Origin of the sequence: Streptomyces sp. NPDC127092, from assembly GCF_042722475.1 — a bacterium.
Lineage (GTDB): Bacteria > Actinomycetota > Actinomycetes > Streptomycetales > Streptomycetaceae > Streptomyces.
The window spans coordinates 1-1,044 of record NZ_JBHXFE010000415.1; the positions used below are offsets into that span (position 1 = coordinate 1).

Annotated in this window: 1 protein-coding gene; it reads left to right on the forward strand. The window is 78.5% G+C overall.

The annotated features are described in order from the left end of the window. Window positions 1–779: homoserine kinase (locus ACFWJO_RS40920; protein WP_386873488.1), on the forward strand; the 779-nt coding region annotated here is incomplete at its 5' end. Window positions 780–1,044 lie beyond the last annotated feature (265 nt).

Below are 1,044 nucleotides of genomic sequence, written 5' to 3' on the forward strand. Positions count from 1 at the left end.
AGGCCACCCTGCCGCGGGACGGCGCGCACCTGATCCTGCGCCTGGCGCACGAGTACCTGCGGGACCGCGGGTTCACCGCGCCGGGGCTGCACCTGCGCGCCGTGAACCGGATCCCGCACGCCCGCGGGCTCGGCTCGTCCGCGGCCGCCGTCGTCGCGGCCTACGCCGCGGCCGAGGCCCTGCTGCCGGCCGCGCTGCGCCGGGCGCCCGCGGACCTGCTCGAGGCGGCCACCCGCTTCGAGGGGCACCCGGACAACGTCGCCCCCGCGCTCGTGGGCGGGGCCACCGTCTCCTGGACCCGTGACGACGTCCCCGGCCCGGCCACGGCGCGGCTGCGGCTGCACGAGCGCGTGGTGCCGGTGGTCGCGATCCCGGACACCGAGCTGTCCACCCACGTCGCCCGGGGCGTGCTGCCCGCCGAGGTGCCCCACGCCGTGGCGGCGGCCCAGGCCGGCCGTGCCGCGCTGCTCGTCCACGCGCTGGCGGAGGACCCCGCGCTGCTGCCGGCCGCCACACGGGACTGGCTGCACCAGGAGCCGCGCGCCGTGACCATGCCGGCCAGCGCCGCACTGGTCGCGGGGCTGCGCGAGCGCGGCCACGCCGCCGTCGTCTCCGGCGCGGGTCCCACGGTGCTCGCGCTGTGCGACGGCGTCCAGGCGGCCGAGCACGCCGCGGAGGCGGCCCGTGCTCTGACGGCGGACGGGGCGGCCGCCTGGCGCGTGCTGGTGCCGTGCGTGGCCGTGGACGGTGTTAGGGTGGAATCACTCCACCACGGCTGACCCCACCGCCTCGCGCGGCCCGGGTCTCCGGTGCCCGGGCCTGTGACGGCCGGACGCACCGTGCGCCGTCGGCCGGAACCCCGCCGCGATCCATCCCGTGCTGCGCACGGCCGGCGTGCGGGACCCCCTCCGGCTCGGTCGAGTCCGGACGCCTCCGCCCCGTCACGCAGCGACTGCGCACGATCAGGGGAGGCGCCACTGCTGAGTTCACACCATGAAACCCGGTTTTCTGGGGCGCCGCTGCGCGGCCCGACCGGATGCACAC